Source organism: Cupriavidus sp. 21MJTG02-4, assembly GCF_057798975.1.
The window spans coordinates 344946-371103 of record NZ_JBYOJP010000006.1 but is presented as its reverse complement, the minus strand read 5'-3'; the positions used below and the strand labels follow the sequence as shown (position 1 = coordinate 371103).

The 26158-nt window shown below is 65.7% G+C and carries 24 protein-coding genes and 1 pseudogene; 14 read left to right on the top strand and 11 right to left on the bottom strand.

Annotated features, from left to right (window positions below; all coding sequences use genetic code 11):
• Positions 1-71 precede the first annotated feature (71 nt).
• On the top strand, positions 72-1394 hold the full coding sequence (locus AC3FKH_RS15395) for an MFS transporter (RefSeq protein ID WP_488676731.1): 1323 nt from the start codon (positions 72-74) through the stop codon (positions 1392-1394).
• Between the two features lie 327 nt (positions 1395-1721).
• Positions 1722-3113, top strand: a complete 1392-nt coding sequence (locus AC3FKH_RS15390; protein ID WP_488676804.1) for a hypothetical protein — start codon at positions 1722-1724, stop codon at positions 3111-3113.
• Between the two features lie 46 nt (positions 3114-3159).
• On the opposite strand, the gene AC3FKH_RS15385 is transcribed toward AC3FKH_RS15390, so the two are convergent.
• Positions 3160-4059: a GNAT family N-acetyltransferase gene (locus tag AC3FKH_RS15385; RefSeq protein ID WP_488676730.1), complete on the bottom strand. Its 900-nt coding sequence runs from the start codon at positions 4057-4059 to the stop codon at positions 3160-3162.
• A 122-nt stretch (positions 4060-4181) separates the two neighbouring features.
• On the opposite strand from AC3FKH_RS15385, the gene AC3FKH_RS15380 reads away from it, so the two are divergent.
• Positions 4182-4814, top strand: coding sequence for a helix-turn-helix transcriptional regulator (locus tag AC3FKH_RS15380; protein WP_488676803.1), 633 nt, complete (start codon positions 4182-4184; stop codon positions 4812-4814).
• A gap of 361 nt (positions 4815-5175) precedes the next feature.
• On the opposite strand, the gene AC3FKH_RS15375 is transcribed toward AC3FKH_RS15380, so the two are convergent.
• Both AC3FKH_RS15375 and AC3FKH_RS15370 read right to left on the bottom strand, forming a co-directional pair.
• The gene (locus AC3FKH_RS15375) at positions 5176-5370 is read right to left on the bottom strand and encodes a hypothetical protein (protein WP_483712709.1); all 195 of its coding nucleotides are present in this window, start codon (positions 5368-5370) and stop codon (positions 5176-5178) included.
• 69 nt (positions 5371-5439) lie between these two features.
• A complete protein-coding gene (locus AC3FKH_RS15370; protein WP_488676729.1) occupies positions 5440-5904 on the bottom strand; it encodes a hypothetical protein in 465 nt (154 codons plus the stop codon).
• Positions 5905-6022: 118 nt separating this feature from the next.
• Here AC3FKH_RS15370 and AC3FKH_RS15365 point away from each other — a divergent pair, with 118 nt between their 5' ends.
• Complete coding sequence (locus tag AC3FKH_RS15365; RefSeq protein WP_488676728.1) at positions 6023-6892, top strand: GntR family transcriptional regulator; 870 nt, start codon at positions 6023-6025, stop codon at positions 6890-6892.
• 59 nt (positions 6893-6951) lie between these two features.
• On the opposite strand, the pseudogene AC3FKH_RS15360 reads toward AC3FKH_RS15365, so the two are convergent.
• The 3 genes and pseudogenes from AC3FKH_RS15360 to AC3FKH_RS15350 all read right to left on the bottom strand — a co-directional run.
• A pseudogene (locus AC3FKH_RS15360) lies at positions 6952-7017 on the bottom strand (dihydrofolate reductase family protein); the annotation flags it as partial.
• A gap of 154 nt (positions 7018-7171) precedes the next feature.
• Positions 7172-8512 (bottom strand): HdeD family acid-resistance protein, encoded by a 1341-nt coding sequence (locus AC3FKH_RS15355; RefSeq protein ID WP_488676727.1) that lies wholly within the window; start codon positions 8510-8512, stop codon positions 7172-7174.
• A gap of 450 nt (positions 8513-8962) precedes the next feature.
• Positions 8963-9319 carry a hypothetical protein gene (locus AC3FKH_RS15350; RefSeq protein ID WP_483712712.1) on the bottom strand — a complete coding sequence of 119 codons (357 nt, stop codon included), beginning with the start codon at positions 9317-9319 and terminating at the stop codon, positions 8963-8965.
• A gap of 260 nt (positions 9320-9579) precedes the next feature.
• On the opposite strand from AC3FKH_RS15350, the gene AC3FKH_RS15345 reads away from it, so the two are divergent.
• Entirely contained in the window at positions 9580-10614 is a 1035-nt protein-coding gene (locus tag AC3FKH_RS15345; protein ID WP_488676726.1) for an AI-2E family transporter, read from the top strand.
• Positions 10615-10660: 46 nt separating this feature from the next.
• Here AC3FKH_RS15345 and AC3FKH_RS15340 read toward each other — a convergent pair whose 3' ends face one another.
• Positions 10661-11398, bottom strand: coding sequence for a FadR/GntR family transcriptional regulator (locus AC3FKH_RS15340; RefSeq protein WP_488676725.1), 738 nt, complete (start codon positions 11396-11398; stop codon positions 10661-10663).
• Between the two features lie 144 nt (positions 11399-11542).
• On the opposite strand from AC3FKH_RS15340, the gene AC3FKH_RS15335 reads away from it, so the two are divergent.
• The 5 genes from AC3FKH_RS15335 (at position 11543) to AC3FKH_RS15315 (ending at position 17302) form a co-directional block, all read left to right on the top strand.
• Positions 11543-12319, top strand: coding sequence for a (Fe-S)-binding protein (locus tag AC3FKH_RS15335; RefSeq protein ID WP_488676724.1), 777 nt, complete (start codon positions 11543-11545; stop codon positions 12317-12319).
• Complete coding sequence (locus tag AC3FKH_RS15330) at positions 12316-13023, top strand: LutC/YkgG family protein (RefSeq protein ID WP_488676723.1); 708 nt, start codon at positions 12316-12318, stop codon at positions 13021-13023. The genes AC3FKH_RS15335 and AC3FKH_RS15330 overlap by 4 nt, the downstream gene beginning before the upstream one ends.
• On the top strand, positions 13020-14465 hold the full coding sequence (locus tag AC3FKH_RS15325) for a LutB/LldF family L-lactate oxidation iron-sulfur protein (protein ID WP_488676722.1): 1446 nt from the start codon (positions 13020-13022) through the stop codon (positions 14463-14465). The genes AC3FKH_RS15330 and AC3FKH_RS15325 overlap by 4 nt, the downstream gene beginning before the upstream one ends.
• A gap of 230 nt (positions 14466-14695) precedes the next feature.
• Complete coding sequence (locus tag AC3FKH_RS15320) at positions 14696-16405, top strand: lactate permease LctP family transporter (RefSeq protein ID WP_488676721.1); 1710 nt, start codon at positions 14696-14698, stop codon at positions 16403-16405.
• A gap of 126 nt (positions 16406-16531) precedes the next feature.
• Complete coding sequence (locus tag AC3FKH_RS15315; RefSeq protein ID WP_488676720.1) at positions 16532-17302, top strand: SDR family NAD(P)-dependent oxidoreductase; 771 nt, start codon at positions 16532-16534, stop codon at positions 17300-17302.
• Between the two features lie 49 nt (positions 17303-17351).
• Here AC3FKH_RS15315 and AC3FKH_RS15310 read toward each other — a convergent pair whose 3' ends face one another.
• Positions 17352-18227, bottom strand: a complete 876-nt coding sequence (locus AC3FKH_RS15310) for a LysR family transcriptional regulator (RefSeq protein WP_488676719.1) — start codon at positions 18225-18227, stop codon at positions 17352-17354.
• Between the two features lie 9 nt (positions 18228-18236).
• On the opposite strand from AC3FKH_RS15310, the gene AC3FKH_RS15305 reads away from it, so the two are divergent.
• Genes AC3FKH_RS15305 through AC3FKH_RS15295 form a run of 3 tightly spaced genes read left to right on the top strand, consistent with a single transcriptional unit; the run spans position 18237 to position 20975 of the window.
• Positions 18237-18926, top strand: a complete 690-nt coding sequence (locus tag AC3FKH_RS15305) for a cysteine dioxygenase family protein (RefSeq protein ID WP_488676718.1) — start codon at positions 18237-18239, stop codon at positions 18924-18926.
• Positions 18927-18937: 11 nt separating this feature from the next.
• Complete coding sequence (locus AC3FKH_RS15300; RefSeq protein WP_488676717.1) at positions 18938-19942, top strand: uroporphyrinogen decarboxylase family protein; 1005 nt, start codon at positions 18938-18940, stop codon at positions 19940-19942.
• A gap of 52 nt (positions 19943-19994) precedes the next feature.
• Positions 19995-20975, top strand: a complete 981-nt coding sequence (locus tag AC3FKH_RS15295; protein ID WP_488676716.1) for a Bug family tripartite tricarboxylate transporter substrate binding protein — start codon at positions 19995-19997, stop codon at positions 20973-20975.
• Positions 20976-21050: 75 nt separating this feature from the next.
• On the opposite strand, the gene AC3FKH_RS15290 is transcribed toward AC3FKH_RS15295, so the two are convergent.
• The 3 genes from AC3FKH_RS15290 to AC3FKH_RS15280 all read right to left on the bottom strand — a co-directional run bounded on the left by AC3FKH_RS15290 (position 21051) and on the right by AC3FKH_RS15280 (position 25097).
• Positions 21051-22181: a CaiB/BaiF CoA transferase family protein gene (locus tag AC3FKH_RS15290; RefSeq protein ID WP_488676715.1), complete on the bottom strand. Its 1131-nt coding sequence runs from the start codon at positions 22179-22181 to the stop codon at positions 21051-21053.
• Between the two features lie 14 nt (positions 22182-22195).
• On the bottom strand, positions 22196-23176 hold the full coding sequence (locus AC3FKH_RS15285; protein WP_488676714.1) for a Bug family tripartite tricarboxylate transporter substrate binding protein: 981 nt from the start codon (positions 23174-23176) through the stop codon (positions 22196-22198).
• 118 nt (positions 23177-23294) lie between these two features.
• Positions 23295-25097, bottom strand: coding sequence for an acyl-CoA dehydrogenase family protein (locus tag AC3FKH_RS15280; protein ID WP_488676713.1), 1803 nt, complete (start codon positions 25095-25097; stop codon positions 23295-23297).
• Positions 25098-25239: 142 nt separating this feature from the next.
• On the opposite strand from AC3FKH_RS15280, the gene AC3FKH_RS15275 reads away from it, so the two are divergent.
• Positions 25240-26133 carry a LysR family transcriptional regulator gene (locus AC3FKH_RS15275; protein WP_488676712.1) on the top strand — a complete coding sequence of 298 codons (894 nt, stop codon included), beginning with the start codon at positions 25240-25242 and terminating at the stop codon, positions 26131-26133.
• Positions 26134-26158: the final 25 nt, after the last annotated feature.

Sequence of the window (26158 nt, the reverse complement as noted above, 5' to 3'; positions counted from 1 at the left end):
ATCGTTGTCTGATCGAGCCGCGCGAGACTGGCTTGCGGGCTCATTACCCAGGCGGCAACCGGAGCCGCAACATGCAGGCAGACGCCGGTCGTAAAGATCGTAATGGTTCTGAAGGCAGCAACCAAACCCTGCTGTATTTCGGCTGGATGACCCTGTTCATCTACCTGGCCACGCCGGCCGGCGCGCTGGTGGACATACAGACGACATACATACTCAAGAACGCATTGCACGCGACGGCGACGCAGATCTCGGTATTCCGGCTGCTGACCGGCATTCCCGTCTACCTTGCCTTCGCCTTTGGCCTGGCGCGCGACCAATGGAACCCGATGGGACTGCGCGATCGCGGCTTCTTCCTGATGTTCGCGCCGGCCACCGCGGCGGCATGCCTCTGGATGGCGTTCTCGGGCTTCTCATACGCGGGGCTGCTCATCGGGATGCTGCTGGCTATGACGTCGTCCCGCTTTGTCGCCGCGGCCTATCAGGGGCTGATCGCCCTGGTGGGCCAGGAGAAGCTGATGTCGGGACGCCTGAGCGCGCTCTGGAACGTGATCGGCTCCGTGCCGGTTGTAGCGGGAGCCTTTGCTTCGGGCTATGTGTCCGATCATCTTGCCCCGAAGGACGCCTTCTTCCTGGTCGCGGCGTTCAACCTGCTGATAGCGGTGTTGGCACGATGGAAACCCGCGTCCGTGTTCGGGCATCTCTACGACAAGCCGCTGGCCAGAAGTACGGATTTCGTTGGCAATGTCCGGCGACTGGCCGGTCATAAGGCGGTCTATCCGGCGGTGCTTATCTGCTTTCTGTGGAACTTTGCGCCCGGCTCCGCCACCCCGCTGCAGTTTCACCTGTCCAATACGCTGCATGCCTCGGATTCGATCTATTCCTACTACAACGGCATCTTCGCCGCCGCGTTCGTTCCAACCTTTCTGCTCTATGGCTTCCTGTGCAAGCGCGTATCGCTGGGCAAGCTGCTGTGGTGGGGAACGATCATCGCGGTGCCGCAGATGATTCCGCTGGCATTCATCCACTCGGCAGATCTCGCCCTTGTCCTGGCGGCGCCAATTGGGCTGATGGGCGGCATCGCCACCGCAGCGTATTTCGATCTCGCGATCCGGTCCTGTCCGCCGGGCCTGCAAGGCACGCTGATGATGCTGGTGGACGGCGTTCTCGCGCTCTCGGCGCGCGCCGGCGATCTGCTGGGCTCATGGATCTACAACAGCGACGCCACGCACGGATTCACCTACTGCGTGATGGCAACCACCGTGGTGTATGCGCTGATCCTGCCGCTGATTCCGCTGGCGCCGAAGGCATTGATTGCGACCCGGGATGGTGAACCCAACCCCGAGGTCGGAGATGGCATGGCTCGGCGAGATTCGGAGAACCTGGCGCAGAGGTAGCGCCGCGACATCATCCGTTCGGGGCACAGCAGCGTTGTGCTTTTCAACTCCGAACTACGGCGCACTGATGCTACGCGCAGCACCGTGGCCGGCGTCCCCGATTTGCAAAGATACGTCGGCATCGCCTATGCTGTTTCTGCAACAGGTGCAAATCTGTGCGAGATTCAAAATACCCACAAAAAACAAGAAGGGGAAAGTCCCCAACAGCGGACCGCGCCACGAAACGAGCGTTGTCCGCCGAGATCGTCTTTGCCAAGGTTTAGGGGTGAATCGGTCCCAAGCGGGGTGATTGAAGGCTCGTGGGCGGCTTACACCGCTGTCAAATACATGGCTGATAATTTCCTGTTCAGTAGGCCTTTTACATTTCTTGCCTGTCCGGGCATATCGGAAGTCAGGGCCGGCGTCGAGGCGCTGGAGACCCTCCCCGGGCACCTCTTCTGGCTCGAGAACGAGGACCTTATCCGGCGGGTTCACGTGCCGGAATTCCTGGCGCAAAGCCGCGCCGCCCTGGAAGCTGTGTTGCCAGGCGGGGCAGCGCTGGTCGATGTGCACGCGGACGACATCCGGCGCAGCGCCGGCCTGTTGCCAGCGCTGCTGCGCCTGAGCCCGGAGGCGGCCGCCGCCGCGCACTCCTACTGCTATTGGCGCTACTCCGCGGACGTGCTAGGACGATCGCAGGGCATTCCGCGCAGTGCCATCGAGCGCCAGTTCGACCGCGCGGTGGCTCCGCGCGACGGCGCGCACAAGCTGCAATGGATTTGTCCCTGCTGCGACGGACAGGCGCAGTATCAGGTCGACGGCCTGCTCGCCATGCAGCGCCCGGCGCGGCAGGGCGGATTCTCTGTCGAATGCGCGCACTGCGGACACCAGGAACGGCTGTATGCCGGCTTTCTGCACGCGGGCCGCCTGGAGTGCCGCTGCAAGCTATGCGTAAGCGTGGTCCAGACGCTGGCCGGGCAACTGGCCAGGCCGGCGCGCAAGCTGTCGGCGAACCTCGAAACCTATGCATGGAAGCAAGCGGTTGATACCGCGGCGGAAATCCGCGAACTCAAGGACGCGTCCGCGCAGCGGCTTGCACGCGGTGACAGGCCATCGGAGAACGCGGCGGCCTTTGTCCAGGCCATCCAGTCGAATGCGGATCGCCCCATCCCCGAAATTCTTGGCCAGCTCGATCCCACGCTCGAAGGCAGGCTCGACAAGAATCCAAGGACATGGGCCCTGCTGTGCGAGCTGCTGCATGAAGGCGTGCTGGCCAGCGAATGCGCACTCTACGACCAGGACGGGTACCAGCGCGCGGCGCTCGAGCTCTCCCTGCTGGAAGACGATCAGGCCGCCGCAGGAGACACGGTGCTGGACCATATCGACGTCTTGCTGAAGGGTTACGAGCCATCGGATCGCGACGCCTTCGTGCGCTGGCTGACCGCGCTGAAGCGATTGCGCCTTTGCACCGCCAGGTTCAATGCCGCCGCGGACGTCTGCTGGAAAAGCGACCTGGAGCACTACCGCGTCCATACGGCCAGGCGCCTCGAGAGCCATGTCGCGTCGAACGCCCATCCGACCTTCCCGCAACTGGCCGTGCCGCGCTTGCGACGGCCTGAACGGCCGGTGTATCTCGATGCCGAACTGGAAGCCGTGCAGCTACTGAGGTCCCTCGGCTATATCGTTCTCAGTCCGGAAGATATTCGCTCGCAACAGGACCACGTGGAAGACATTTTCTGAACCGTGCCGCGCCGCGCAGGCCTGCCCCGGCGCAGGCCGTGTGGCCTCACATGAAGCCCGGATTGCGCGGGACATAACGGGTCCAGTCGCCGCAGTCGTGCGTAGCCATCAGCACCATTGGCAGCGCGAATCGCATCCCCAGGCCGGTCGCAATCGCCAGGGCATCGCTCGTCCCCGGAACGAATACGGAGATCTGCCTGGCATCTCCCGCGATGGCCATCGCCAGCGCGGTACGGAATGCGCCGGGCATCGCAGGCGCGTGCATGACGGCCATGGGGCCGATGTGGCCCGTGGCGGCAACGTAGGCATAGCCGACGCGATCGCCTCCATCCTCGAAGAAGACACCTTCCATCTGGGGAACGTCAAGCAGGTACCGGTGGTGCTTTTCCCGTGAAACGCCCAGGACCGCGATGTCGATCTGCCGCAGCGTTTCCAGATCGAGGGCGGTGGCCTGGATCGGCGTCGCGCGAAGCACCGGTCCTTGCGCATGGCGCGCCATGGCATCCCGCTCCGCGCTGCACAAATGAATCGGCACGCGCGGAAGCAAGCCGTACCGCACATACAGCGCCTGGGACACGACATTGAAGGCGAACGTAATGAGGCTTCTTTCCGTCGCACCGGCCTGGCTAGCCTGCTCCAGGGTGCGCTCCAGCAATGCATTGCCGATGCCCCGTCCCTGCTGGCCGGGCGCGACGAACAGTTCCGCCAGGAACCAGAGCCGACCGCAGACCCAGCTCAGCGCAAAGCCGACCATCTCGTCCGCTTCCTCGGCCACCCACACACCGCGCGGGTCGTCGCGAAGGCAGAACGCCTGGAACTCCGGAGACCGCGTCGTGGCGATCGGCCCGAACCCGTGGCGCACGGTCAGGTCGTTGATGCTGCGGGTGACCAGTTCTTCGGCGCGTGCCAGTTCGTCAGCACGTGCGGGTCGGAAAATGAGCGGCATGGTCACCTCCGGCATGACGACCATTGGAGGTATAGCAGACGACAGGGGCAGGACCAAGCGCCCGTCCTTCGCATCGCCTATAACCGATACAATGCGTGCAAAAATGGATGAAATGTATAGATATGGCCAAACAGAAGTTCACGGTCGAGCAGCAAGCGATACTGGAACAGGTAAAGCAGATTGCTGCGGGACTGGGAGAAACGCTGGCGCCGTTCACCGAAGTCGTGGTTCACGACCTGCGTTCTCCGCGGCACGCGATTCTTGCGATCCATAACAACCTGTCCGGCCGCAATGTGGGGGATCCCGCCACGGAACTTGGTCTGGCCCGGATTGCCGATGACAACTATCCGCAGGTCCTGGCGAACTACGCCAACCAGTTTTCGGACGGCAGGCGCGCCAAGAGCACATCCATCGGCATCAAGGATTCGGCGGGCCATTACTTTGCCGCCCTTTGCCTGAACGTCGACGTGACGATGTTTCGTGGCATCGCCAGCTTGCTTGAACAGTTTTCCGGTACGAAGGGCGAGGCGGCCAGGGAATCGCTGGACCCGGCCAGCGCCGAGGCGATCCGCGAGCGCATCGACAAGTTCGCGGTCAACCTGGCCACGACACCGCAAGCGCTGCGCACCGAGCAACGCAAGGCACTCATGCAGAAGCTCAGGGAAGAGGGCTATCTGGACCTGCGGCGATCCATGGACACCATCGCCCAACATCTTGGTGTATCGCGGGCGACGGTCTACAACGATGCCAAATAAAGGGCGGAGGCCGTTCGAAGGCCTCCGCCACCGGCCAAAAGACCCTATCGCAATCCAAAGAAGCTCAGGATGGCGAGGATGATCACTACCGCTCCAACAAGCCAGACTATGTTCATGAGAACCTCCTCGCTATGCATAGCACATGCGTTTCACTCGGATGTACCCGGTGGTTCGCAAAATCCATGCCGAGGCGATGTGAGCCTGGGCGATCCGGCCTGAGCGGCCGGGCATCGCGCGCGTGGGCATAAGAGACGTGGAGGCAGCACGAAGGCGCACCTGCAAGTTTTGCCTCGCAACGGGTGCAATTGTTTCCATATCCGAGCGCCGATCCCATCGGGATTCGACGCTGGCAAGCAGGCAGTCAGGAGCCCGTCGTGCGACGTTGACGATAGACGGTCACGCCGTTCTCTTCGCGGGCGGCCAGCGCATTGCGCGCGCCGCAGATCGGGCAGCGGAACAGTGGGCCCTGGCCCTCGTTGGCGACGACCACTTCGGTGGACTCCCAGCGGGCTCCGCAGGACTGGTTCTGGCAGGTGTAGTAGATGGGCTTTTTCATTTGCGCGGATCGTAGCACGAGATGGCAGGCCCGGTCGCTGATCAGTCCCGGAAATGCGGCTGCGCGCGGCTATAGCATGTCCATCTGGAGGTGCTGTCGCGCGACGCTTTCGCAGAGCATCGCTACCTCCTTGTCCACGGCATAGAGAAACAGCAGCTCCTTCTCGGAGCAACGACGCGTCCTCTGCCAGATTTTCGCTTTCACCCGATCATCCCCGTCCACGTCATTCGAAGTCGCCCCGGCCTCGCTGATGAATGCACGGATGTCGCGCGCGAGATGCCTCGCTCTTGCGGCCGCGTGTTGGCCGCTCAGTGCATAGGCGGCGGTCTGTATGCTTCTTAGAACGCTCACTGTCAATGTCTTCCTCCGTCGGGATGGTTGGCGATCCGCGTCCGTGGGTTCGCTCCTGGCCAATATAGGGTCTTCGCAGCCGGCCTGATTTGCATTGCGCACCGCCGAGTTTGCATTTGCTGCCAAGTGGAGATTGCGCGGCCCGACACGACGCTCTGCCCGCATGAGCAGGACAGCAAGCATTTTTCCCCGCCGACGCCGTACCAAGTGCGCTACCGCACCCGCGCTTCAGCGCGAACTTGGGTACCCCGCCGACTATCGACTAGCTTGGAACCTCGGGCCGTTTCGAAGGGGAATCAGAATGAAGAGGGTCATCGTGCGCCGGGCCACGATCGTGGTCGTCGGCTTCGCCATGAGCCTTGGTGCTGTCACCGGTGCATGGGCCTCCGACATCGCATGCAAGTCGCGGGGCGGGGGATCTTCGATTCACTGCGAAGACCCGTATGGCGCGGGACTGCGATGCAAGCTGGCCGACGACGACTCACGACCTCCCCCCACACATCAGGGGCACCTGATCTGCCAGTCCTCCGCGCTCTCGGCGCGCTACGAGCGCCTCTACGCCGAGCAGCAGAGGATGCTGCACAAGGGCACCATCCAGGACGCGGACATTGCGGCATGGCGCGTGCGGCGTGATGCCTGCGAATCGGCACGCTGCCTGGAAAGCCTGTTTGCCAAATTCTGGCGGGACCGGGAGGCCATGCGCCATGCGCCGGTCCGGCCAGCCGTCCCGCCCCCCGCGATTGCGGCGACGCCAGACCCCGTTGTTCAGGAGCCGGCGAACGCTGCGCCGGCACAGCCCGCGCAAGCGGAAGCGACACCGCCTGAGCCACCTGTCATGCAAGCCAGACCAGAACCGGCCGACCCGACGAAGATGACGCAGCCGACGCAGCCGACGCAGCTGACCGCCGCCGCCATCGAACCGCCGGCTGTCCCCGCCGTCGCGCAAGACACCGACAGCAGCCAGGGGAAACGCAATCCGGCGGCGATGGCCATGGAGAGCCTGTTTTCCGGGCTCGCCATCCTGGGCATGGGCGCGGGATTCCTGTGGACGCGCCGTGCCGCGCGCGCACAGGGCGGGCCGCGATCGAACATCCCGGCAGCCATGACGGTCGCCTATGGCTTGCTGCTCGTGAATGCGCTACTGCTGCCGTTCACGCTGGGCTTGAAGTAAGCGTGCAAGGGGAACGGCTTGCCTGCCGTGAGAAGGACGCACCCGTCAGTCGGCCAGGTATCCCCGTCGGGCCGGGCGATAAAACCGTCAAGACTCGTGGCAATAAAGACGTGTCCTGTAATCATGTCATCCATGCCGGAATTCCCCTCGATCTCCAAGAATGTAGCGTTGCTCCGCCACGCGCATCGTTGCGAGCGACCAGCGCGGTAGCCAGTGACTCACTGTGAATCGCCTTTGAGCGTTGCGGACATCCGAGGCCATGGTCGCGCTCGCGGCTCGCTAGCGCGACTCCCGCGCCGATTCCTGCGAAGCCCTGTGCCGGCCTCTGCCACGGAACACCGACGCCCATGCGAACGGCCTGGGGTCCGCCAGCATGCTCATTGCCCGCGCATAGTCGAGCGTCAGCCCCGGCGTCCATGCCATCGTTGCGGCGCGCTTGCGCAGGTGTGCGGCCACCCACAGCTCCGGTGTCAGCAGCAGGCGAAATAGTGGCCACCAGCCAGTGAGCCGCGCCCAGACGCGCGTTGCGGCGCCCTCCAGCGCGGCATCGAGGGCGCGCGCCACCGTGCTCGAACAGTTGCGATGCGTGAGGTTGTAGGTGGTGTTCTGACGGTACGCATCCCAGAACGCGCGCAGGCGGCGCGCATCGTAGTTGCGGATGCGGACCTGCACGGTCGAGGGACACCATGCCTGCGACTCGGTCGGATAGTCCGGCTGGAACATGCCGGGCACGTCGTTCTCGCGCGTGGCGCGCAGCAGCCTCGCGAAATCGTCGGGCGAGCGGTCGATCTCGACCGCGGGATAAAGGCTGATGTAGATGCCCTCGGGCGATTCCATCGCGGCGTGGCCGGTGGAGATCACGCCATCGCGATCCACCGCCGCGATATAGCGATCGATGATCGGTTGCCGGCGCGCCTCGGACTTTGCGGTGCCGACCGGCGTCCAGACATGCACGGTCAGCGCACGCTCGCCGTTCGCGGGCGGGCCATCCCAGGTAGTCAGCCGGCGCGCGCCGGCGTCCGGTGCAGCGGTGGCGGATTCCGCATGGTCAGTGACGCCCGGGTTGCCTGCCAGCCGCCGCACGCGCGACCCGAGCAACAGCATGTTCCAGCCACCGAAGATCAGGCCGAGTCCCAGGCAGTACGGCACGGTGCCCACGTAATGCGTCGGGTACGGCTGGATAAAGAAGATCCCCAGCGCGATCTCGGCCATGCCGCCCGCCATGGCGATCCGCCAGGTGCGAAAACGCACCACGCGCGCGGACACCACCTGTAGCAGGCCATCGGCCAGGAACAGCACGCCGAAGATCAGCGACAGGATCATGTGGCCATGCTGATGGCCGGCCAGCACGAGAACGGCGGCGACGCTGAATGCCGTGCCCTTCACGTAGCGCAGCGTGCGCTGGCCGCCCATCCCCGTCGACGCCACCGCCAGCGTGGCCAGGCCTTCGAGCAGCAGCAGCCAGGCAAACGGCGCGATCGGGAAATCCAGTTTGCCGTCGAGGGCATCGATGAACAGCACGGTGCCAACCACCATGCTGACGGCACCGGCCCATGCCAGTGCTTTCCAGCGCGAGCGCAGGTAATCCACCCCCAACAACAACATCAGCAAGCGAACCATTGACCGTCTCCAGGCTGCAACCCATTGTTTTTTTCGGATTTTACCGGTCATTGGCGACATCTTCGACCGCGGCCCGACGAAGGCGCCGGACCGGCCTGAACCAGATCGCAAGCGCAGCCAGCAAGAACCAGACATTGGATTACATGAATACATCACGACATGATGCATTTGCCGAGCCCCGCACATGCCATGGAAATTCTTGGAGATAACCCCAAGCCAAAGCCAAAGCCAAAGCCAAAGCCAAAGCCAAATACATCACAACATGATGGCGAAGCGGGAGGAGGCGTTCCAGGAGGAGTGAGTATCCGCGAAACAGTGGGACAGGATTCTTCCTGTGCGAGCCCGCGCGATGTCGCTGGGGCTCGCACACCAAGACCGGAAACCTTCATTCACCGGGTATCAATGTTTCGCCGGCCTCCCGCGTTCAGATGGGCGCGGCGGCCTGCAACCCTATGCCGGAGGCGTCGACTGCAAGAGTTCCTCGACGCCGGGTTCCTTCTTCGTCCGGCTCTGACTGGTTTTTCCAGCACACCTGTCTGGCGCGGCTGTACTTGGCGTCACGCCCTGACTACGGAGATGGGCCGCGACCGTCTCGCACCATTCGAGCAACTGGTGCTTGTCAAGCTCCGCCACCACGTCTTCGCCGAACAGATTCGAAAGGTCGAGCGTGGCCCCTGAAAATTCGGCGCCATCGTCCCGAATGGTCAGGACTCCATCGCCGTCGTGGTCGTACATCTCAATTCTTGTGGAAGACATAGCCTTCACCTCCTGAGTCTTCGCGGCCGTCCCTTGATGCGTAACCGTCATGTCAGGTACTCCGCCTTGCGCGTCGAATGGCTGGCGACTCTATGCTAGGAGATCGGCTTCCGTGCCATCAAGCGATAAAACGTGGGGCAGGCGCGCGCCTTTCCAGTGACTTGCATGATCGTCCGCCAGGTGACGGGCTTCGAGGTGCTTGCCTAGTCTCAATCCAGCCCTGAAAATCGACCTCCAGCGCTGCCGTCGACAGCATCGTGCATCCGGCACGTCCAGATGCCGCCGGGGCAGCCCCTACGCCGGAGAGTCAGATGGATCATCAACCCCCGCCTTCCACCCCGCGCCTGCTCCCCGCAGCCTGGTTCACCGTGGTCGGCGCCTCTTACCTGCTCACCGCCCTGGCGCTGTGGACGGTGCTGCAGGCCAACCTGGTCGCGGCCCTGCTTTCCGGCCTGCTGCTGTACTCGCTGGTCGACGTGCTGGCCCCGCGCCTGAAGCGCCTGAACCAGCGGCACGACGCGCTGGCGGTGGCGATCCTGTCCATCGTGATCCTGCTGGCGCTTTCGCTCGGGGTCTGGGCCCTGGTGCGCTTCGTCAGCGGCGAGGGCACGCTGGACACCTTGCTGAACCACATTGCCGACATCATTGACCAGTCGCGCGGCCAGTTGCCCGACTGGGTGAGCGGCGCCCTGCCGAGCACCGTCGAGGAGCTCGCCAACACCATGATCCACTGGCTGCGCGAACACGCGCAGATGGCGCAGAAGCTTGGGGCCGAGGTCCTGCGCACGCTGCTGCATATCATCATCGGCATGGTCATCGGCGCCATGGTGGCGCTCTACCGCGCGGTGTCGCGACCCAACCGCCGGCCGCTGGCGACGGCGCTGGTCGCGCGCGCGCGGGCGCTGCAGCAGGCGTTTGCGCAGTTCATCTTCGCGCAGATCCAGATCTCGATCATCAATACGTTGCTGACAGCCACCTACCTGCTGGTGGTGCTGCATTTGTTCGATGTGCACCTGCCGTTGTCGAAGACGCTGGTGGTCATTACCTTCGTGGCCGGGCTGCTGCCGGTGCTGGGCAACCTGATTTCGAACACGGCCATCGTGGTGGCGTCGCTGTCGGTATCGCTGCCGATCGCGGTGGCGTCGCTGTTCTTCCTGGTGGTGATCCACAAGCTCGAGTATTTCCTGAACGCGCGCATCATCGGCGCGCGCATCCAGGCGGCCGCGTGGGAGTTGCTGATCGTGATGCTGCTGATGGAAACGCTGTACGGCATTCCGGGCGTCATTGCGGGGCCGATCTTCTATGCCTACCTGAAGCGCGAGCTGACCCTCGCCGGGCTGGTGTGAGGCGTGGCCGGGACGTGCGGTCCCGCACCCGGCGGCAGAACTAAAACTAGTCCACGCTCTTGTCCGCCCCGCCTCCGTTTTCCACCCACGTCCGCACAAAATCGATATGCGTCTGCATCGCCGTGCGCGCCTCTTCCGGGCGGCGCGCGCAGATGGCATCGCACACCGTGCGGTGCTGCAGCAGCAGCAGCGCGGACATGGCCTCGCCCTCTTCGCGCAGGCCGGTGCCGCTGATGGTGATGTGCTCGCGCAGCATGCTGATGACGCTGGTATGCAGGTGCAGGAACATGGTGTTGTGCGACGCCTGCGCAATGGCGTCGTGCAGGCGCGTGTCGGCCTCGGCCTCGGCCTGCTTGTCGTCCACCAGGCGAGCGCGTTCAAGTTCCGCCATCAGGCCGCGGATGCGTTCGCGGTCTTCATCGTCGCCGCGCAGCGCGGCGAAGTAGGCGGTGGCGCCTTCGAGCACGCGGCGGAATTCCAGGATGTCGTCGCGCAGCGCCGGATGGTCGGCCACGAGCTGGCCCCACGGCGAGGCGATGCCTGAGCGCAGCTGGTCGGTCACGTAGACGCCCGCGCCGCGCCGGCTTTGCAGCAGCCCGCGCGCGGCCAGGCGCTGGATGGCTTCACGTACGGTGTTGCGCGCCACGTCGTATTGCTCGGCCAGTACGCGCTCGGCCGGCAGCCGTGCGCCCGCGGGCCAGCTGCCGTCGAGCAATGCCGTCTCCATGCGCCGCATTACCGCTTCGACGCGTCCGCGCCCGCCTCCATGCGTCCCGGTTGCCATCTCTCTTTCCCTTCCTGACGTTGCCCGACCGCCCGCGCTGGCCGATGTGATCCCGGCGCAAAGTGGTCCAACCAATTTGTACTGTAGCGCGGAAGCGGGAATTATGCCCCCGAACGTGCGATGCCAGCGCGTATGGAGCGAGACATGAAGGACAGGCAATACCCCACCGCTGCCCCCACGCAGGTCTACCTGTTTGCGACCTGCCTGGTCGACCTGTTCGTGCCACAGGCCGGCCTCGATGCCGTGCGGCTGCTGGAACGCGAAGGGCTGACCGTGCATTTTCCGCGCGCGCAGAGCTGCTGCGGGCAACCGGCCTACAGCAGCGGCAATCCCGACCAGGCCCGCGACGTCGCGCGCGCGCAGCTGGACCTGTTCGGCGAGCCGTGGCCGGTCATCGTCCCATCCGGCTCCTGCGCCGGCATGATGCGGCACCACTGGCCGCAGCTGTTTGCCGATGACCCCATCGCCGGGCCCAAGGCCCGCGCGCTGGCCGAGCGCATCTACGAACTCACCGAATTCCTGCTGCACGTGCTCAAGGTCGACTTCAGCCACGCGCTGCCGGGCGGCCAGGCCGAGCGAATCGTGCTGCATACCTCGTGCGGCGCCCGTCGAGAAATGGGTACGCGCGCCCATGGCGTGGCAGTGGTCGATGCCTTGCCCGGCGTGACGCGCGTGGAACATGAACGCGAATCCGAGTGCTGCGGCTTTGGCGGCACGTTCTCGCTCAAGCATCCGGATATCTCCGGCGCGATGGTGCGCGACAAGGTCGCCTCCGCCTGCGCCACGGGCTGCAACCGGCTGGTGTCCGCCGATTGCGGCTGCCTGCTCAATATTGGCCACACCGCCGCGCATGACGGCGCGCCGCTGGAGGTCGAGCACCTGGCCAGCTTCCTGTGGCGCCGCACCGGAGGGGCAGCATGACCGCACTCACCGCACGCGAACGCATGCTGGGCCGGCTGCGTGCCGCCGCGCCGGCAACCAGTGCCACGACCACGACGGAGATCGATGGCCGCATCGACGCGCACTACGCCGGATGCGCACCCATTGCAGATGGATTCGAGGCTCGCGTTGCATCGATGCAGGCCGCACTGGAGGCCTCGCACGCCGAGGTCTGGCGCGCGACCGCTTCGGCCTGGCCCGCGCTGCTCGCGGACAGGCTCGCGCAGGCCGGTGTGCGGCGCCTGCTGCTGGACCCGTCGCAGCCGGCCGGCGCAGCGCTGAAGCACGCCTTGCCGCCGCAGGTGGAAGCCATCGGCTATGACCGCCCGATCGAGCAATGGAAAGCCGAGCTGTTCGACACCGTCGATGCCGGCTTCACGGTCGCGCGCTCCGGCATTGCCGCCACCGGCACGCTGATCCTGGCGCCCGATGCGGGCTCGCCGCGCACGGTGTCGCTGGTGCCGCCGCTGCATGTGGCGCTGGTGCATGCCTCCACGCTGCATGCCGACCTGCACACGGCCGCGCGCACCGAACGCTGGCGCGATGGCATGCCCACGAACCTCGTCATGGTGTCCGGCCCGTCCAAGACGTCCGATATCCAGCAAACCCTGGCCTATGGCGCGCATGGTCCGCGCCGGATGTGGGTCGTCATCGTCGATGACATCGACGCAGGGAGCCAGGCATGAGCGAAAGCACGCTGCACTTCGTCCCGTCACAGGACTTCAAGGCGCGCGCCCGCGAGGCGCTGGACGACCCCAAGCTGCGCAAGAGCTTTCGCGGCGCGATGGATTTTTTGCAAGGCAAGCGCCTGGCGCAGTTCCCGGATGCCGATGAGCTGGAACACCTGCGCGACCTGGGCGAGGCGATCCGCCAGCACGCGCTGGCCAACCTGCCCGACCTGCTGGTGCAGCTTGAAAGCAAGCTGACCGCCGCCGGCGTGCAGGTGCACTGGGCCGAGACCGCCGACGAGGCCAACGCGATCATCCATCGCATTGCCCAAGCGAAGCAGGCCAGGCGCGTGATCAAGGGCAAGTCGATGGCCAGCGAGGAAATCGAGCTGAACCACTACCTGGCCGAGCGCGGCGTGGACTGCATCGAGTCGGACATGGGCGAGTACATCGTCCAGCTGGCCGGCGAAAAGCCGTCCCACATCGTCATGCCGGCGATCCACAAGACCAAGGGCGATATCGCCACGCTGTTCGAGCAGCACATCCCCGACACGCCTTATACGGAGGATGTCGACGCGCTGATCCAGACCGGCCGACGCGCCTTGCGCCAGGCGTTTGTCGAGGCGGATATCGGCCTCTCTGGCGTGAACTTCGCGGCGGCGGATACGGGCACGCTGTGGCTGGTCGAAAACGAGGGCAACGGGCGCCTGTCGACCACGGTGCCGGACGTGCATATCGCCATCATGGGCATGGAGAAGGTGGTGGCGCGGCTCGAACATATCGTGCCGCTGTCGAGCCTGCTGACGCGTTCGGCTACGGGGCAGGCCATCACGACCTACTTCAACCTGATCTCCGGCCCGCGCCGCGAAGGGGAGCGCGATGGCCCGCGCGAGGTGCACCTGGTGCTGCTCGACAACGGGCGCACGCAGGCCTATGCCGACGAGCAGCTGCGCTCGACGCTGCAGTGCATTCGTTGTGGCGCGTGCATGAACCATTGCCCGGTCTATACGCGCATTGGCGGCCATGCGTATGGCACGACGTATCCGGGGCCGATCGGCAAGATCATCTCGCCGCACCTGCTGGGGCTGGAGGCGACTGCGGACCTGCCCACGGCATCGAGCCTGTGCGGCGCGTGCGGCGAGGTCTGCCCGGTGCGCATTCCGATTCCGCAACTGCTGGTGCGCCTGCGCACGGAAGCCAATCGAGACCCGCACGAACAGGTCGCGCATCCGCTGCGTGGACAGGGCGCGAAGTTCAGCCGCGGCGAGCACCTGATCTGGCGCTTCTGGAGCGGGGCGTTCTCGCATCCGAAGGCTTATCGCATGTTCCGGTGGGCCGCTACGCGCTTGCGTGCGCTGACGCCGGCGAAGCAGATGGGATGGACGCAGCATCGGACGCCACTGACGCCTGCGGCGCGGAGTCTGTCGGATCTGCTGAAAGACAAGGGGCAGCCGGAGTAGGAGACCGGCTGGTTCCTCCCTCTCCCGCTTGCGGGAGAGGGGCCGGGGGTGAGGGCAAGCGCCTCCAATCGCCACTGCTCTCACTCCGTAGACGTACCGGCCCTCACCCCAACCCTCACCCCAATCCTCTCCCGCAAGCGGGAGCGGGAGCACACCGTCGCAACAGGCGGGTCGGCGAGGCGCCGAACAACAAAGATCGACCGAAACACCAATCAAGCAGGAGACCGAGCATGCAACCCTGGACCCAAATCTATACACCGCTGGGCAGCCTCTGGCTGTCCGCCCTGGCGGCGGCCATTCCCATCCTGTTCTTTTTCGGGGCCCTGGCGTTGTTTCGCCTGAAAGGCCATGTAGCCGCGGCGGTGACGCTGCTGCTTTCGCTGGGCGTGGCGATCTTCGCCTATGGCATGCCGGCGCAGCAGGCGCTGGCCGCCGCTGGCTTCGGCTTTGCCTACGGCCTGTGGCCGATTGCGTGGATCATCGTGACCGCGGTGTTCCTGTACAAGATCGTGGTCAAGACCGGGCAGTTCGACGTGATCCGCGCGTCCGTGCTGTCGATCACCGACGACCAGCGGCTGCAGATGCTGCTGATCGGCTTTGCCTTCGGCGCGTTCCTGGAAGGCGCGGCCGGCTTCGGCGCACCTGTGGCCATCACCGCCGCGCTGCTGGTGGGCCTGGGCTTCAATCCGCTCTATGCGGCGGGCCTCTGCCTGATCGCCAATACCGCGCCGGTGGCCTTTGGTGCCATGGGCATTCCCATCATCGTGGCCGGGCAGGTGACGGGCATCGACGCGATGCACATCGGCGCGATGGCGGGCCGCCAGCTTCCGCTGCTGTCGCTGATGGTGCCGTTCTGGCTGGTGTTCATGATGGACGGCGCCAAGGGCGTGCGCGAAACCTGGCCGGCCGCGCTGGTGACCGGTGCCAGCTTTGCCGTGACGCAGTACTTCACGTCGAACCATATCGGGCCCGAGCTTCCGGACATCACCTCGGCGCTGGTGAGCCTGGTGTCGCTGGCGGCGTTCCTGAAGGTGTGGAAGCCGCGCAGCGCTTCGCAGCGCGCAGGCGGCAATGTCGGCGGCGGCACCATGGCGATGTCGGCGTTTGGTGGCGGCGGCTTCAGCAACGGCGTGCCGAACGGCGGCAACCGCAAGTCCCCGTACACCGCCGCGCAGACGATCCGCGCGTGGGCGCCGTTCGGCATCCTGACGGCCATCGTCACGGTGTGGAGCCTGCAGCCGTTCAAGGCGCTGTTCGCCGGCAACGGCGCGCTGGCCGGCACGGTGCTCAAGTTCAAGGTGCCGGGGCTGGACCAGCTGGTCGTCAAGGCCGCGCCGATCGTGGCATCGCCCAAGCCGTATGAAGCCGTGCTCAAGCTCGACCTGCTGTCGGCCGTGGGCACCGCCATCCTGCTGACCGCGCTGATCTCGGCCGTGCTGCTGCGCATGAAACCGCGCGAACTGGTGTCGACCTTCGGTGAAACGGTGGTGGAACTGGGTCGCCCGATCCTGTCGATCGGCCTGGTGCTGGCATTTGCGTTCGTGGCCAACTACTCGGGCATGTCGTCGACGCTGGCGCTGCTGCTCGCGGGGACCGGCGCAGCGTTCCCGTTCTTCTCGCCGTTCCTGGGCTGGCTCGGCGTGTTCCTGACGGGCTCGGACACGTCGTCGAACGCGTTGTTCTGCTCGCTGCAGAACACCACGGCGCACCAGATCGGCGTGTCGGACACGCTGCTGGTCGCCGCCAACACCACGGGTGGCGTGACGGCCAAGATGATCTCGCCGCAATCGATCGCGGTGGCGTGCGCGGCGACCGGGCTGGTGGGCAAGGAGTCGGAACTGTTCCGCTTCACGGTCAAGCACAGCCTGCTGTTCGCGGTGATCATCGGCATCATCACGGTGGTGCAGGCCTATGTGCTGCCGGGGATGATCCCGGGTTAAGCCTCCTCCGGGGCTACAGGCGGGTTTCGTCGCATCCGACGATGTCTGCCCGCAACGTCGCCTCTTAGCATGATCTGATCCGCCCGCCGCCAAGAGCGGGCGCTTTATCCTCAAAGGAGACAGATCATGGCTTTCACCCCATTTGACCTTACCGGCAAGGTGGCGCTCGTCACCGGCGGCAATGGCGGCATCGGCCTCGGCATGGCCGAGGGACTGGCCCAGGCGGGTGCCGATGTCGCGATCTGGGGGACCAACGCGCAGAAGAATGCTGCCGCGGCCGAGCGGTTGGCGCAATATGGGCGCAAGGTCCATACGGCGATCTGCGATGTCAGCAATGAATCTTCCGTCGCTGCGGCCATGGATGGCACGCTGGCCGCGCTCGGTCGCCTCGACGGCTGTTTCGCCAATGCTGGCGTTTCAGCGCGTGGTACACGCTTCGAAGAAATGGGTACGGAGGACTGGCATCGGGTCCTGCGGGTCAACCTTGACGGCGCGTTTTTTACGCTGCGCGCAGCGGCCCGGCAGTTGCTCGCCCAGGGGAATGGGGGCGTGCTGGTTGGCACGGCCTCCGTCGCGGCCATCGAGGGCGCGGCGCGCAACGAGCACTACGCGGCGACCAAGGGCGGGCTGATTTCCATGATGCGCGGGCTTTCGGTGGAATACGCGCGGCATGGCATCCGGGCGCATTCCGTGCTGCCGGGATGGATCAAGACTGAAATGACCAGCAATGCGCAGGCCAATGCGACGTTCCAGGAAATGGTCGGCAAACGCGTGCCGATGCGGCGCTGGGGCGAGGGCTCCGACTTCGCGGGTATCGCGGTGTACCTGATGAGCGCGGCGTCGGCGTACCACACCGGGGATACGTTTGTGATTGACGGGGGATATACGTTGTTCTGATGCCTCCGTACCTGGCAAGCGCTGTGGTTTCGCCGGCGTAGCCGGCGATCTACGCGCCGCTTTGCCGCAGCACTTCCACCAGGTCGGTCACGTAGTTTCTCGATCCCGGCACGTCCCGCCGCACACACAGGCTGAGCGTTCGCCTGGCCCACGCATCGCTGAGTGCCACGACACGCAAGCCGTCCATATTGATCGCCGCCAGCGCTGAACGCGGGACGATCGCCACGCCCACGCCGGACCGCACCATCGATGCCACCGCGGCGAAGCCGGCTACCTGAATCCTCACATCGACGCGCCGGCCCTGCTCGCTCGCCTTGCCGAGCAAGAAGGAATGAATGGCGGAGCCGTTCTGCTGGCTGACAAAGGGAAAGGCCAGGCAGTCGAGGAACGCTACCGGCGCCTTCTTCCTCCACGGCTGGGAATCTGCCATGAGCAGGACGATTTCGTCTTCGTGGTACGGGTAGTAGACAAGGTCGGGATGGGGTTCGTCCTGGGTCAGGATGCCGATATCCGCGCGCCCTTCCACGACCGCGACCAGTATGTCGCGGCTAAGGTGCTCTTCCAGCGTGATGCGGGCCTTCGGATGCGACTGCAGGAAGCCCTGCAGGTCGCCCGGCAGGAACGATGCGATGGCGCTGCTGTTCGCGTAGAGCACCAGCTGCGCATGCACGTCTTCCGAGAACGGCGTGAGGCTCGCCTGCATCTGCTCGATTTCCGTCAGGCAGCGCCGGCAGTGGTCGACCATGATCTGGCCCGCCCGGGTCAGCGAGACGCCGCGCGCTTCGCGCCGGAACAGCCGCGTTCCGACGACCTGCTCCAGATGCTTGATGCGCAGGCTCGCGCTCGACGGCGCCAGGAAGCAAAGCGCGCCGCCCTTCGACATGTTTCCCGCGTCCGCCACGGCGACCAGCAGCCTCAGATCCATGATGCTGCAATGCATCAGCTTTTGCATTTCTCAAACCCTGCTGTTGGAACAACTCGTTTGTCAGTACCGCGCAATTACGCGAAAGTTCGCCAAAGTTCGGGCACTCACCATTCTGTTCGAGCCTTTGAGAAACGCAAATACGGGAAGACATCCATGACGAGAATCATCGAAGCGTCCTCATCGCGAATTGCCAGCCTTGCCAGCGGCATCGACTCACTGCTTGCTTCCGAAGCATGTTTTGATCCGCGCGTCATCCAGCGGATGATCCGCGACGCGTTCCCCGACAGAAACTGCTTGCCCCGGGCGATGTGCGTGCCCGGCAGCGACGGCTATGTGCGCCACGTCCTGCACAGCGACGCGGCGGACCGCTACACCATCGTGGCGCTGGTCTGGATGCAGGGGCAGCACAGCCCGGTCCATGCGCATCACACGTGGTGCGCGCTTTCCGTCGTCGAAGGCGAACTGCTGGAGGAGTACTTCGAGTACGCCCCCCAGGGCGCGGCCGCAGTGCCCGCCGGCAGTGCCTGCCGCAAGGTCGGCGAAGGCAGCAGCGGTACGGCCGGCCTGCACCTGATCCACCGTGTCGGCAACGCCCAGGCGCGCACCGCCATTTCCGTGCACATCTACGGCGTCGCGACCTCGGAGATGTCCACCGGCATCAATCACGTGCTGCCCGTCGTCGAGACGGCGGCTGCATAAGGAGGCGGGACATGAACACGATGACCCCCTGGCGTCGCCTTGAAGCCACCTTGCGCGGTGAAACTGCCGACCGGGTGCCGGTCGCACTGTGGCGCCATTTTCCCGTGGATGACATGGATGCGGGCAAGCTGACACGCCTGACGCTGGCGTGGCAACAGAGATGGCAGTTCGACCTGCTGAAGTTCATGCCGCCCGGTACGTATGGCGTGGAAGACTGGGGCGCGAAGACTGCCTATGCAGGCGCCGCGAACGGCGCGCGCATTGTGGCCGAGCCTGTCGTCAGGCGGACCGATGACTGGGAGCGGATTCGCCGGATCGATCCGCGACTCGGGGCTTATGGCCAACAGAACTTCGCACTCGCGCAGACAGCGCGGCATCTCGGCGGCTCTGTTCCCATCCTGCAGACCGTGTTCAGCCCGCTCACCACGGCGCGCAAGCTTGCGACCGAACGATTGTTTACCGACATCCGATGCCATCCGGAAGCCGTCGATGCGGCGCTGCGCGTCATCACGGACGTCACCATCGACTTCTGCCTCGAAGCCATGCGCGCCGGCGCGCACGGCATCTTCTTTGCGACCCAACTGGCATCGCACCGCCTGCTGACGACCGCCGAGTACGAGCGATTCGGGAAAAAGTACGACCTGGAGGTCTTCCATGCGATTCGCGGCCAGTGCCGCGCGAACATGCTGCATGCTCATGGCGACGACATCATGTTCCCGCTGCTGTCGGACTACCCCGTCGAGTTGTTCAACTGGCATGACCGGTTGACGGACCCTGACCTGCGGCGCGCCCGGCGGCATTTCCCCGGCGTGCTGGTCGGCGGACTCAATGAACACCATACGCTGCTGCACGGGGGCCCCGGCGCCATTGCCCACGAAGTGCGGGACGCCTGTGCCCAGACAGGTGGCCGCAAGCTCATCCTCGGCCCGGGCTGCGTGCTGCCGGTGCAAACGCCCGATGCATCGATCCAGGCGGTACTGGACGCCGCGCAGCTTGCAGAAATGCAGCTTGCATAAGACCCGCGACGCATCGTCGCCTGTATCGCCAGATCGTTCAAAGGAGACAGAAATGCTTGCGCACTTCATCAAGATTGGCGTTGTCGCGGCCGTACTCTGTGCCAGCCAGGCCGGCATCGCCGACACCTGGCCGGAGCCTTCCAAACCCATCATGCTGATCGTTCCCGCGCCCGGTGGCAGCGGCACCGGGGACACGATTGCGCGCGTGCTTGCGCAGCGCCTCAAGAAGGAGCTGAACGCGGCGGTGATCGTGGACAACCGCGGCGGCGCCAACGGCAATATCGGTGCCGGCGCGGCAGCTGCGGCGGCACCGAACGGATACACGTTCCTGCTCTCGTGGGCCGGCACGCTCGCGGTCAATCCCAGCTTGTACCGGAATCTTCCGTTCAACCCGCAAACCAGCTTCGATCCCGTGGCCCTGATTGCGGATGTCCCCAATATCCTGGTGGTGAACAGCAGCCTGCCGGTGAAGTCGCTGCAGGACTTCATCGCCTATGCCAAGTCACACAAGGGAGAACTGAACTATGGCAGCTCCGGCAACGGGAGTTCGATGCACCTGGCCGGCGAGTTGTTCGATCGCGAGACCGGGGCGGAGATGACGCACGTTCCCTACAGCGCGCCGGGGACCGCCACCACGAACCTGCTGGCCAATGACATCCAGGCCATGTTCCAGCTGGTGCCGGGCATCGTCGGCCAGGTCAAGGCCAACAAGGTCAGGGCGCTGGCCATCATGTCGACCCGGCGCTCGCCCGCGCTGCCGGACGTGCCGACCACGGCCGAGCTTGGCTTTCCTTCGCTGCAGTCGTCCACCTGGTTCGCGGTCCTGGCGCCGAAGGGAACGCCGAACGACATCATCCGCAGGATGAATGTCGCGATCAACAACGTGGTCGCCGATCCAGAGACAGTGAAGGTCTTTACGGAAATGGGAGCCAGCCCGCTCGGAGGCACGCCTGAGCGGGTGGCATCGGTACTGTCAGCGGACCTGGTCAAATGGCGCGCGGTGGTGAAGCGCGGCAATATCCAGATGCAGTGAGCGGGCGCTTCGATTGAATCGGGGGTGCCATCCAGGTCCACGCGGTCGTGGACCTGGATGGCACCCGAGTCCGATTCAATCTTCCTTCGGCAGGAACCGATCCCCTTCCGTCAGCGGCGTGAACCGATACGTCGCGGGTGTCCGGCTCAGCTTCACGGGCGCGCCCAAGCCGCGATAGCCGCCCTCCATTTCGACCACCATCTCGCGATGCACGGTATGGGGATGCTGCAAGGCATCCGGCACCGACAGCACCGGCGCGCACGGCACGCCGGCAGCTACGAGGGTATCGGCCAGCACCTTGCCGTCCCTCTCGCGCATCTGCGCTTCCAGCTCGGCCTTCAGGGCGACACGATTCACAGAACGCGCACCGGCCGTGGCATAGCGCTCGTCATCCGCCAACGCAGGCACTTGCAGGAACTCGCACAGAATGCGGAACTGCCGGTCATTGCCAACTGCAAGGAAGATCGGATCCGTGCCCGTAGCAACCGTGTCATACGGATAAATATTCGGGTGGGCATTTCCCGTCCGCACCGGCGTCTTGCCATTCATGAACCAGTTCGCCGCATGGGGATGCAGCAGCGACAGGCCGGAGTCATACAGCGCCGCTTCGACGAACTGCCCGCGCCCGCTGCGCTCGCGTTCCTGCAGCGCCAGCAGCACGCCGAGCGCCGCGTTCATGCCCGTCACCATGTCGACCACAGGCAGCCCGACGCGCAAGGCATCGCCATCCGCCTCGCCGTTGATGCTCATGAGGCCAGCCATGGCCTGCACCGCGGCGTCATAGCCGGGGAGCCCCCCGAGCGGACCATCGGCGCCAAAGCCCGAGACCCGGCAATGCACGAGCCGCGGGAAGCGCGCCGACAACGTGTCAAAGCCAAGCCCCCATTTCTCCATGGTGCCGGTCTTGAAGTTCTCGACCAGCACGTCGGCGTCTTCGAGCAGCGCAAGCAGCACGCTGCGGTCCGTGTCGGCCGTAAGATCGAGCTTCATCACGCGCTTGTTGCGGTTCAGGCCGAAGTAGTACGACGCCACGCCGTCCTTGAACGGGGGACCCCAGGTACGCGTGTCGTCGCCCTGCGGCGGTTCGATCTTCAGCACATCGGCGCCGTGGTCACCGAGGATCTGTCCACAGTACGGACCGCCCAGGATGCGCGACAGGTCGACCACGCGGATGCCGGCCAGCGCGCCCGTCTTGGATTGCGTCATGACATCGCTCCCGGTCAGTCGAGTTGCGCGCCGGACTTCTGCACGACCGTGTGCCACTTGCTGACCTCGGACTTGACGAAGCTGCCGAGTTGCTCGGGCGTGGTGGACGGTGCGAACTCCAGGCCTTGCGCCAGCAGCGTCTTGCGTACCTCGGGCTTCTGCAGCGCCTCGGCGAAGGCGTGGTTCAGCCTGGCGATGACCGGCGCGGGCGTGCCGGCCGGAACGACGACGCCGAAGAACACGGATACGTCGAAACCGGCCACGCCCTGCTCGGCGACCGTCGGCACGTCGGGCAGCGCCTGCGAGCGCGCCTTGGTGGTCACGCCCAGCGCGCGCACCTTGCCGCTCTTGATGAACGGCAGCGCGGTCAGCACGTCGGTGAAGGTCATGCTGACCTGACCGCCCAGCAGGTCATTGAGCGCGGGGCCGGTGCCCTTGTATGGCACGTGCTGGAAGTCGGTGCCGGCCAGGTTGTTGAACAGCACGCCGGCCAGGTGCGACGACGCGCCGTTGCCCGACGACGCATAGCTGAGCTTGCCCGGATGCGCCTTGCCATAGGCAATCAGCTCGCTGACGTTCTTGGCCGGCACGCTCGGGTTGACCACCAGCACGTTCGGCAGCTGGCCGATCTGGATCACGGGCGCGAAACTCTTGACCGGGTCGTAGTTGATCTTGCGATAGAGGCTCACGTTGATGGCAAGCGGCGCCGAGGTGCCGAACATCAGCGTGTAGCCGTCCGGCTCGGCGCGCGCCACGGCTTCGGCGCCGATATTGCCGCCGGCGCCCGCGCGGTTCTCGACCACCACGGTCTGGCCGAGGCTGGTCTTGAGGGCCGCGGCGAGCGTGCGCGCCATGGCATCGGTGGGACCGCCCGGCGGGTAGGTCACGACCATCATGATCGGCTTGGAGGGGTAGTCCTTCTGCGCGAAGGCGGGGGTGGCGCTGACGCAGAGCGTGCAGGCGGCGATGGCCGCGATACGGTGCCAGAGTTGCATGGCTTGTCTCCTGGTATGAGTCGTCTCGCATGGCCCCGGGGGATGTCGGCCGATGCGGTGGACGGCACCGCTTTGCGGTGCCGTCGGGGGCTAGAAAATTTTCAGATGCAGGAAGAGGTCAGAACACGTTGACCTGGTCCACCGCGCCGGCGGCGCGCACGGCGCCATCGGCCGGCGGCGCGACGGTTTCGGCCAGCCATTCCGGCTCGGCCTGCGCGGTCAGCGGGTCCTGCGGCAGCACGCGGTGGCGCAGCACCAGTTGCGCCAGCCGCATGCGGCGCACTGAACCGATCTGGCCGGCTTCCCAGGCCATCGCTACCGCCGTGGTCACGTGATACAGGCCCGAGGCGGCCTGGCGAGCCAGCAGGTCGCCCTCGGCGCCGGCTTCGGCCGCGCTCGCGGCAAAGGCGGCGGCGCGCTCGATGGCGGATTCAAAGGTGGCGCGGGCGGTGGCATGCAGCGGCGTGTCGGCCAGCAGGCCGCCCAGGTGCGCACGCAGCGCCGGCAAGGAGCCTTCGCGACGGATGGCGCGCAGGACGTCCAGCGCGACGATATTGCTGGTGCCTTCCCAGATCGAGCCGAGATGGGCGTCGCGCACCAGGCGCGGGTCGCTCCATTCCTCGATATAGCCGCAGCCGCCGCGGATCTCCATGGCATCGCCCGTGACCTTGCGGGCGTCGCGGCAGGCGCGGAACTTGATCAGCGGCGTCAGGATGCGCATGAGCGGGTAAGCGTCCGCTTCGCCGGCATCGGCGCGGCGCAGCGCTTCGGCGGTCTGGAACACCATGGTGCGCGCCTGCTCGGTCGGCAGCGTCAGCTTGAGCAGCTGGCGGCGCATCAGCGGCATGTCTTCCAGGCGCTTGCCGAAGGCCTTGCGCTCGCGGGCGATAAACAGGCCCTCGGTCAGCGCGCGGCGCATCAGGCCGGCGGCGCGCACGCCGTTGGACAGGCGCGAGTTGTTGATCATGTCGGCCATCTGCACGAAGCCGCGGCCGAGTTCGCCCACCAGCCAGGCGCTGGCGCCTTCCAGGCGGATCTCGCCGCTGGCCATCGAGCGCGTGCCGAGCTTGTCCTTGAGGCGGATGATGCGGTAGCGGTTGTCGCTGCCATCGGCCAGCTTGCGCGGCAGCAGGAACAGCGACACGCCCTTGTGGCCGGGCACGGCGTTGCCGGCCTCGTCCTCGACGCGCGCCAGCACCATGGCCAGCCCGGCGTCGGGGTTGGAGCAGAACCACTTGTCGCCGCTCAGGCGCCAGCCGCCTTCGGCCTGCGGGTCGCGCACGGCGCGCGTGGCGGTGGCGGCCACGTCGGAGCCGGCGCCCTGCTCGGTCATGAACATCGCGCCCTGGAACAGGTCTTCAAACACCTGCGTGGTCAGGTTGGGCAGGAAGCGCTCGACCAGCGCCGGATCGCCGAACTTGCGCAGCGTGCGCGTGAGCGAATCGGTCATCGACAGCGGGCAGCAGAGGCCGAACTCGGCCTGCACCAGCATATATGTGAGCGCGTACTTGGCCGCCGGCGGCATCGGCTTGTCCCAGCCGAACACACCCGCGCGATGCGACACCGCGGCCAGGCCGAACTCGGAAAACGCCACGCGCTCCAGTTCGACGTAAGCGGGATGCTTGTGTACCCGTTGCTGGTCGATGCCGCTGCGGGTGCGGTGGGTCAGCGTGGGCGGGTTCTGGTCGGCGAGCATGGCCAGCTCGTCCAGCACGCCACCGGCCAGTTCGCCCATGCGCTCCAGGTGGGGCTGCAGCACGTTCAGCAGGTCCGCCGGCAGGTACAGCGGCAGCAGCGCGCGCAGTTCCGGGTCGGCGGTATAGAGACTGCCGCCCTGGCGGTCGGGTACCGGGTGTTCGGCCTGCGGGGCCACCGATCGGGCCTGGGCTTGGGGTGCGGCATGACGCACGGCACTGGTCATGAAGGTCTCCTGGGATTGGCCTGGCCCGCCTTCCGCCCGGCTGGCTTGCCGGCGCGCGGACCTGTGTGCACCCATTATTGGATTCCCATGGATTCGCGTCTAATTCTAAAATTGGCTCGATCAATATGTTTTTTATATCGCCATGGAATTCCGACACCTGCGCTACTTCCTGGTCCTGGCCGAGGAACTGCACTTCGGCCGCGCCGCAAAGCGCCTGTCCATCTCGCAGCCGCCGCTGTCGCTCAATATCCAGCAGCTGGAGGCTTCGGTCGGCGCAAAACTGTTCGAGCGCGACAGCCGGGGCGTGCGGCTGACGGCGGCCGGGCGGGCCTTCCGCGAATCGGCCAACGCGCTGCTGGCGCAGGCCGAGGCGGCACGCGTGCTGGCGCGCGACATCGAGGCCGGCGCGGTCGGGCGGCTGCGCGTGGGCTTTGTCGGGTCGATGCTGTACCGGGGCCTGCCGCAGTACCTGCGCGACTTCCAGGCGAGCTTTCCGGGCATCCAGGTGGCGCTGACCGAGCTCAACTCGCAGGAACAGATCGACGCCCTGCTGCACAACGAACTCGACGCCGGCTTCGTCCATACGGGGCGCCTGCCGGACGAGTTGAGCGCGGTGCTGGTCCACCGCGAGCCTTTCGTCTGCTGCCTGCCGCAGGACCACACGCTGGCGGCACAGGCCGACGTGGCACTGGCCGACCTGCGCGCAGAGCCGTTCGTGCTGTTCTCGCGCAAGGCTTCGCCCGACTATTACAGCCGGATCTTCGAGATGTGCGCGGCGCGCGGCTTCTATCCGCAGATCCGGCACGAGGTACGCCACTGGCTGTCGGTGGTGTCGCTGGTGTCGCAGGGGATGGGCGTGGCTGTCGTCCCCGCCGCCCTGGCAAGATCCGGCATGGCCGGGGCGTCGTTCCGGCCGCTCGCGGATGCGGCGGGGGTGCCGTCCGAGGTCTACTGCGCGTGGAAGGCTGCGCCGGACCACCCGGCCCGGGATCATTTCGTGGCGATGGTGCGCACGGCCACGGCCGCGCAGGCCTGAGCGGCTGCCGAACCCACAAAGAAAA

Bases quoted from the DNA above. Each gene is read 5' to 3' on its own strand.
- AC3FKH_RS15395 (WP_488676731.1), top strand. From the start codon at position 72: ATGCAGGCAGACGCCGGTCGTAAAGATCGTAATGGTTCTGAAGGCAGC.
- AC3FKH_RS15390 (WP_488676804.1), top strand. From the start codon at position 1,722: ATGGCTGATAATTTCCTGTTCAGTAGGCCTTTTACATTTCTTGCCTGT.
- AC3FKH_RS15385 (WP_488676730.1), bottom strand. From the start codon at position 4,059: ATGCCGCTCATTTTCCGACCCGCACGTGCTGACGAACTGGCACGCGCC.
- AC3FKH_RS15380 (WP_488676803.1), top strand. From the start codon at position 4,182: ATGGCCAAACAGAAGTTCACGGTCGAGCAGCAAGCGATACTGGAACAG.
- AC3FKH_RS15375 (WP_483712709.1), bottom strand. From the start codon at position 5,370: ATGAAAAAGCCCATCTACTACACCTGCCAGAACCAGTCCTGCGGAGCC.
- AC3FKH_RS15370 (WP_488676729.1), bottom strand. From the start codon at position 5,904: ATGCTTGCTGTCCTGCTCATGCGGGCAGAGCGTCGTGTCGGGCCGCGC.
- AC3FKH_RS15365 (WP_488676728.1), top strand. From the start codon at position 6,023: ATGAAGAGGGTCATCGTGCGCCGGGCCACGATCGTGGTCGTCGGCTTC.
- AC3FKH_RS15355 (WP_488676727.1), bottom strand. From the start codon at position 8,512: ATGGTTCGCTTGCTGATGTTGTTGTTGGGGGTGGATTACCTGCGCTCG.
- AC3FKH_RS15350 (WP_483712712.1), bottom strand. From the start codon at position 9,319: ATGACGGTTACGCATCAAGGGACGGCCGCGAAGACTCAGGAGGTGAAG.
- AC3FKH_RS15345 (WP_488676726.1), top strand. From the start codon at position 9,580: ATGGATCATCAACCCCCGCCTTCCACCCCGCGCCTGCTCCCCGCAGCC.
- AC3FKH_RS15340 (WP_488676725.1), bottom strand. From the start codon at position 11,398: ATGGCAACCGGGACGCATGGAGGCGGGCGCGGACGCGTCGAAGCGGTA.
- AC3FKH_RS15335 (WP_488676724.1), top strand. From the start codon at position 11,543: ATGAAGGACAGGCAATACCCCACCGCTGCCCCCACGCAGGTCTACCTG.
- AC3FKH_RS15330 (WP_488676723.1), top strand. From the start codon at position 12,316: ATGACCGCACTCACCGCACGCGAACGCATGCTGGGCCGGCTGCGTGCC.
- AC3FKH_RS15325 (WP_488676722.1), top strand. From the start codon at position 13,020: ATGAGCGAAAGCACGCTGCACTTCGTCCCGTCACAGGACTTCAAGGCG.
- AC3FKH_RS15320 (WP_488676721.1), top strand. From the start codon at position 14,696: ATGCAACCCTGGACCCAAATCTATACACCGCTGGGCAGCCTCTGGCTG.
- AC3FKH_RS15315 (WP_488676720.1), top strand. From the start codon at position 16,532: ATGGCTTTCACCCCATTTGACCTTACCGGCAAGGTGGCGCTCGTCACC.
- AC3FKH_RS15310 (WP_488676719.1), bottom strand. From the start codon at position 18,227: ATGGATCTGAGGCTGCTGGTCGCCGTGGCGGACGCGGGAAACATGTCG.
- AC3FKH_RS15305 (WP_488676718.1), top strand. From the start codon at position 18,237: ATGCATCAGCTTTTGCATTTCTCAAACCCTGCTGTTGGAACAACTCGT.
- AC3FKH_RS15300 (WP_488676717.1), top strand. From the start codon at position 18,938: ATGAACACGATGACCCCCTGGCGTCGCCTTGAAGCCACCTTGCGCGGT.
- AC3FKH_RS15295 (WP_488676716.1), top strand. From the start codon at position 19,995: ATGCTTGCGCACTTCATCAAGATTGGCGTTGTCGCGGCCGTACTCTGT.
- AC3FKH_RS15290 (WP_488676715.1), bottom strand. From the start codon at position 22,181: ATGACGCAATCCAAGACGGGCGCGCTGGCCGGCATCCGCGTGGTCGAC.
- AC3FKH_RS15285 (WP_488676714.1), bottom strand. From the start codon at position 23,176: ATGCAACTCTGGCACCGTATCGCGGCCATCGCCGCCTGCACGCTCTGC.
- AC3FKH_RS15280 (WP_488676713.1), bottom strand. From the start codon at position 25,097: ATGACCAGTGCCGTGCGTCATGCCGCACCCCAAGCCCAGGCCCGATCG.
- AC3FKH_RS15275 (WP_488676712.1), top strand. From the start codon at position 25,240: ATGGAATTCCGACACCTGCGCTACTTCCTGGTCCTGGCCGAGGAACTG.